This window comes from Longimicrobium sp., assembly GCF_036387355.1.
In the GTDB taxonomy this organism is placed as follows: Bacteria; Gemmatimonadota; Gemmatimonadetes; order Longimicrobiales; family Longimicrobiaceae; genus Longimicrobium.
Window position 1 is genome coordinate 1 of the sequence record NZ_DASVTX010000082.1, and the last position, 3,943, is coordinate 3,943.

Consider the following 3,943-nt stretch of genomic DNA (forward strand, 5'->3'; position numbering starts at 1 on the left):
GCGCGCGCGCGCCGGACGTCCGCCGCGCCGGTGAGCGGGCCGGCGAGGGCGAACAGCTCCGCTTCCATGGACGCGCGCACCGCCCGGGCCCGCGCCCGCATCTCCGTGGGCGCGACGTCCACCGAGGTGAGGGCGCGCACCGTGGCGCGGTAGCAGGCGGCGCCCTGCGGGAGCGCGGACAGGCCGGACTCCGCGCGGGCGCGCGGCAGGTACTCGCGTTCCAGAAACGCCAGGTAGCGCCGCAGGGCGGGGTACACGGTGCCCCGCAGCTCCGCTTCCCAGTCGCTGACAAAGGCGGGATCGGAGTCGCGCGCGGCGGGGCTCCAGAACGGGGATCCCTGCACGGAGTCGGGGAGCATGCCGCGCACCTGTTCCGCCACCCGCAGCACGTTGTCGCGCGGGGCGCTGTAGCCGGCGGCCAGCCCGGCGCGTGCGTTGGCGATCTCCACGTCCACAAAGCGGCCCAGGTCGCGCCACCGCGCCAGCGCCCGCGCGCGGTTCGCCGGTGTGCCCACGGGCTGGCGCGCGGCGGCGGTGGCCAGCCCCAGGTGCCACCCGAAGATCTGGTCAATTCCGCCCCACAGCTCGCGCCGGCACACGCGCTCGCCCGCGGCGGACTCCAGCGCTTCCGCCAGCATGCCGTGCGTCACCCACCCCGGCGTGCCCCACAGCGCGCCAGCGTCCACGCGGCCCAGGCGCGCCCGCCAGCCGTCCTGCTGGCGCTCCCAGGCCCGAAGCGCGGCGGGCGAGCGGTCCACCCAGCGGTCCGCAGGCGTGGTGTCGCCCACCTCGGCGGCCGCGGCGGGGTCGCGTGCCACGGAGGCGCGCACGAACTCGTCGGCCACGGCGCGCACTTCGGCGGCGCCGGCGGGCGGGGACTGCGCGGCGAGCGGGTGCGCGGCCAGGAGCAGGGCGGCCGCGAGGGCGGCGCGTACGGGACGGGCGGTCATGGGGCGAAGGTGTCGTGAAAGGGGCCGATGGAGAACCGCGGGCGGAGGATGATTATGCGGCGCGCCGCCGTTTTCGCAATTGAGGGACGAACGAAAGCCGCCACCCCGGCGCGGAGTGGCGGCTTTCTGCCGATGGGGGACGGACGAGGATCAGCGCGCGTGCGCCGCGTCCTTGCCCTGCTCGGAAAGCACGTCGGCGATGGCCAGGAGCACGCCCGTGGCGACGGCCCAGCCCAGCATCATGCCGATCCCTTCCTGGCGGCGCGCCTTGCGCGGCAGCCGGGGCGCGCCGTTGTCCCTGTGCAGCGCGGAACGCGTGTAGCTGCGCGCCATCTTGCTCGCGGCGCCCCCCGCCACCGCCCACATCACCTTGCCGGCCAGCTTGCCCATATCCGCCTCCTGCCTCGGGTTCCTGAGGATGAGCCGCGCCCGGGTTGCAACGCGCGGGCCAACGTCGCCACGTGCGGGAACGGTCAGGGTTCGTCGTCGTCGCCGGGAAGGAGGAGAAGCCCCCAGATGTCCACCACGGTGCGCAGCCGCTCCCAGGCCTCCGCGGGAATCCGGATCCGCGCCTCCACCGTTCCATCGGCCGCCAGCTGCTCCACGACCAGGCGGGTGGGGGGCGTCCGGAGCGGATCTTCGCCCATCTCCTCCATGCGCACCCGCAGGCGCGGGGGACCCTGTGCGGGCCAGACGCCGCCCTGGAGCATCGACTCCAGCGTGGAGCCCTCCGCGCGCGAGACGCTGAACCCGAACGAGAAGGGTGTTCCGAACACTTCCGAACCGTCGAAGCCGCCGGGATTCACCCTCCACTCCGCCCCGTCCCGCCGCATGTGCAGCACGGCGGTCTGCTCCGGGACCAGCGCGAGCGGGGCCGGGTAGCGGGGTGCGGAACGGTACAGCACGTACGCCGCGTCGGCGCGGTCCGGCGCCGCGACGTGTCCGATGACCGTGCGCACCGTGGGTGGAATGGCGCGCACCAGCAGTTTGCCCCCGACCGTGTCCGCCTGCTCGCGCGCCACGGCCCGGGCGATCCGGCGGGGATCGCTCTCCTCTACCAGCCGCGCGACCAGCTGCCCCGGAGACATCGCCTCGAACTCCTCACGCGAGGTAGCGCCCAGGGATGTGCGGGCGAGCCGCGCGCTCTGCCGCATGTTCTCGGTCCACTTTCGGGCCTGGTACTCGGCCACGACGCGCGGCATGTCCGGATCGTCGCGCATCACCTCCTCGGGGGTGATGGAATCGGTTCCGGGCGCGCGGGCGAGGGCCGCCCGCTCGAGCGCGGCCTCGCGTAGCCGCGCGAGCGCTTCGGGGTGCATCCAGCGGGCGGCCTCGTTCCACTGCTCGCTTTCCATCGCACGAAAAAACGCGGTCGCGGCGGATTCGGGCGTCATGGTGGCCGGAGAAGGCGGGCGTGTCTGCGCGGCCGGCGCGGCGGGGAGCATGGCCCCGAGGACGAGCGCGCCGCCCATGGCGCGGGCAACGAGGGAAAGCATGGTCACGGGGGCGAAAGGGTTCGGCGGATGGCCGGCCGGGGGTTTACGGGCGGACGAGGAGCACGACCGGGTGTGCAGCGCCATTCCCGCCCGTGCCGCGCGCCGGACACTCGGGCGAGCACGCCGGCGGCCGCCTCCGCGCCGGGTTCCCGGAAACCGCAAACGGTTGCCTCCCGGCAAGTTGCCGGCCCCAGGAACACGGTACGCGTCTTGCCCCTCCATCGCTGCGACGGAAGGCACATCCACACAGGGAGATGACGACCATGGACGAGCGCAATCTGACCGACCGCGGTCTCGACAACAACCTCACCGGTAAGCTCAAGGACCTGGGCGGCAAGGTGAAGGACGCGGTGGGCGGCCTGACCGGCGACACCAGCCTGCAGGCCGAGGGCAAGGGCGACCAGCTCGAGGGCAAGCTGCAGGACAAGCTGGGCGACGTGCAGCGCGGCCTCGACAAGCTCTGAGCCGCGGCTTCAAGGCTCAAACCAGCGCGGCGGCCTTTCGGGGCCGCCGCGCTCTTTGTTCATCCCGTCCGCGGCGGGTCAGCCGAGCTGCGCCGCCAGGTCCTGCGCGCGCACGTCAAAGTGCGTGGCCGTGTACCCCGTCTTGCCGTTGCGCAGCAGGATCACCTGCGGCGACTCGTGGGCGATCCCCGTCTTTTCGGCCACGTACGTGCTGGCCTCCGGCGCCTCGTGCACGTCCAGCCGGTAGAGCGGCGCGTCGGGCTGCTTTTCCATGAACGCTTCCATCTCGCCGCGCGCGTTGGCGCTGATGGGGCACGTCATGCTGTACTTGAAGAGGATGGCGGTGTCGGCGCTCAGCGCCTCGTCCACGTCCCCCGTCGTCGCGATCTGCTTCATCCCACGCTCCTTGTGCGTTCGCCCGGAGCGGCGGCCCGGCCGGCCGCCGTCAGCCGGGCGCGGGCAGGCGCAATCCGCATACCGCCCGCCCGGAACCCGCCGTCACCCGCGCAGGTTCCGCAGCAGCGCGTACCCTTGCGGCCACTCGCCCAGCCCGCTCGCGCTGTTGATGTGCCCCAGCGCGCCCGCGTTCACGAACTCGCTCCCCCACGCCTGCCCGTACTCCCGCGCCCGTTCGAGCGTGACGTACTCGTCGTTCGTGCTGGCCACGACGATGCTGCGGAAGGGGAGCCGTTCCCGCGGCACCGGCGCAAAGCCCGTGGGCCCCGCGGGATACGCCGGCGCGTCCGGATCGCTCGGCGCCACCAGCAGCGCCCCGCGGATGCGCGCCAGGTTCTCGGCCGAGGCCGTGCGCGCCCAGTGCGCCACCAGCGCGCAGGAGGAGCTGTGGCACACCAGGACGGCCGGCCCGTCCAGCGCGGAAACCGTGGCGTCCAGCACCGCGGCCCAGTCCGCGCACCGCGGCGCGTCCCACTCGGCCTGGCGCACGCGCCGGCAGGCAGGGTCCATCTGCTCCCACCGCGTCTGCCAGTGCTCCGGCCCCGAATCGCCGATCCCGGGAAGGATCAGGGTCGCC

6 protein-coding genes are annotated in these 3,943 nt (G+C 73.8%); 1 reads left to right on the forward strand and 5 read right to left on the reverse strand.

All coding sequences use genetic code 11. The features are described 5' to 3' along the window. The 3 genes from VF665_RS03930 to VF665_RS03940 all read right to left on the reverse strand — a co-directional run. Positions 1-950, reverse strand: a 950-nt coding sequence (locus VF665_RS03930) for a DUF885 family protein (RefSeq protein WP_331052103.1), incomplete at its 3' end; no start/stop codon positions are given. Positions 951-1,100: 150 nt separating this feature from the next. Further along, positions 1,101-1,340 (reverse strand): hypothetical protein, encoded by a 240-nt coding sequence (locus tag VF665_RS03935; protein ID WP_331052104.1) that lies wholly within the window; start codon positions 1,338-1,340, stop codon positions 1,101-1,103. An 83-nt stretch (positions 1,341-1,423) separates the two neighbouring features. Then, positions 1,424-2,452, reverse strand: coding sequence for a hypothetical protein (locus VF665_RS03940; protein WP_331052105.1), 1,029 nt, complete (start codon positions 2,450-2,452; stop codon positions 1,424-1,426). Positions 2,453-2,709: 257 nt separating this feature from the next. Between VF665_RS03940 and VF665_RS03945 the strand changes: the two genes are divergently transcribed. Further along, positions 2,710-2,910, forward strand: a complete 201-nt coding sequence (locus VF665_RS03945; protein ID WP_331052106.1) for a CsbD family protein — start codon at positions 2,710-2,712, stop codon at positions 2,908-2,910. 78 nt (positions 2,911-2,988) lie between these two features. Here the strand turns inward: VF665_RS03945 and ytxJ are convergent, their stop codons facing one another. Together ytxJ and VF665_RS03955 are read right to left on the reverse strand one after the other, a co-directional pair. Continuing rightward, on the reverse strand, positions 2,989-3,306 hold the full coding sequence (gene ytxJ, locus VF665_RS03950; protein ID WP_331052107.1) for a bacillithiol system redox-active protein YtxJ: 318 nt from the start codon (positions 3,304-3,306) through the stop codon (positions 2,989-2,991). A gap of 102 nt (positions 3,307-3,408) precedes the next feature. Further along, a complete protein-coding gene (locus VF665_RS03955; RefSeq protein ID WP_349263095.1) occupies positions 3,409-3,936 on the reverse strand; it encodes an alpha/beta hydrolase in 528 nt (175 codons plus the stop codon). Between the last annotated feature and the right edge of the window lie 7 nt (positions 3,937-3,943).